This is a genomic window from Hominiventricola sp. (assembly GCF_057604405.1).
The window spans coordinates 1-1,149 of sequence record NZ_DBLYVB010000104.1 but is presented as its reverse complement, the minus strand read 5'-3'; the positions used below and the strand labels follow the sequence as shown (position 1 = coordinate 1,149).

General features: G+C 51.8%; 2 protein-coding genes. Both read left to right on the top strand.

Annotated features, from left to right (window positions below):
- Nucleotides 1-674: hypothetical protein (locus ACZMB2_RS14360; protein ID WP_487597219.1), on the top strand; the 674-nt coding region annotated here is incomplete at its 5' end.
- A 24-nt stretch (nt 675-698) separates the two neighbouring features.
- A partial coding sequence (locus ACZMB2_RS14355; protein ID WP_487597218.1) for a hypothetical protein occupies nt 699-1,149 on the top strand: 451 nt, incomplete at its 3' end.

Sequence of the window (1,149 nt, the reverse complement as noted above, 5' to 3'; positions counted from 1 at the left end):
GGTGTCTGTCTGTGACGGGAGAGCGGAAGGTGAATCTGTCCTTCCTGCGAGATTATCCCAATCTGGAGGAACTGACCCTAATGGAAAAATGTGAGGGTGTAGAAGTTCTCTCCGAGCTAAAGCAGCTTCATACACTGTCCCTATGGCTGTCGGCCCCTGTTTCCTGGGACAATGTTTCTCTCCCCGGCCTGCGTGTTCTCCACCTGCGTGGGGAAAAGAATGGCGACATCACCCCGCTTCTCTCCAGCATTACCAATCTCCATTTGGAGGAAATGCGGAAAACGGAAGATCTCACCCCTTTCCTGACTCCGGCGACCCGGCTTCAGAAACTCTATCTCCAGTCACTACCAGCTGTGCAGAAACTACCGGCTCTGGATGGGCTTCCTTCCCTTTATGCCCTGAAACTCTATGAGCTGCATAAACTAAACGATTTGTCCGCCCTCTCTCACAGCCATTTGCGCTACTTTGCTGCCTCTCTGATTGGGGATCAGCTCTCCGCCCAGGCGCTGGCAGATGCTGTGATGACGATTCCCAATCTGGAGGCAGCCGCGCTCCAGCTGGCAGATCGCTCCCAGCGGCGCTATGGCGGCATCCAAAAAGCCTTTGCCGCCGCTGGGAAATCCGCATTGCTGTGGGAGGAAATTAGTGTTTTGACCACATGGCTGTCGCTGTAACCTGGGGATTGGGGCAAGAATGATATGGAACAGTTTTTTGAACATTCCGATTTGGGATTGGGAGCACTGACCTTTCAGAAAGGACCAGGGACCATCCACTGCTGGACTGGAAGAATCGCAGACACAGAGATCCTGTTTTCCATTATTTTGAACACATCTGAACTTCAGTCGGCAAACCTGGATTTTATCCGTTCTGTGCTTCAAAACTGGCGGGAGTATCTTTCAAAAGCGGAGCATGAGATTCAGGCGCAGATTGGTAAAAGCCCTGAGAAGTTTGGATTGCAGCGCGCTCCATTCCCTGAAACGGAGATTCCCGCCGAGCAGCCGCAATTTCTGTTTTATGATGAGACAGAATGGGGCCTGCACTTTGAGATTTGTACCCTTCCTGTGGGGGAGCCATTTGGACTTATGGTTGAGTTTTCAGGGGATACGCCAACGGATGTATATGGCTTGTCGGAAGCGGAAGAAATAGAAG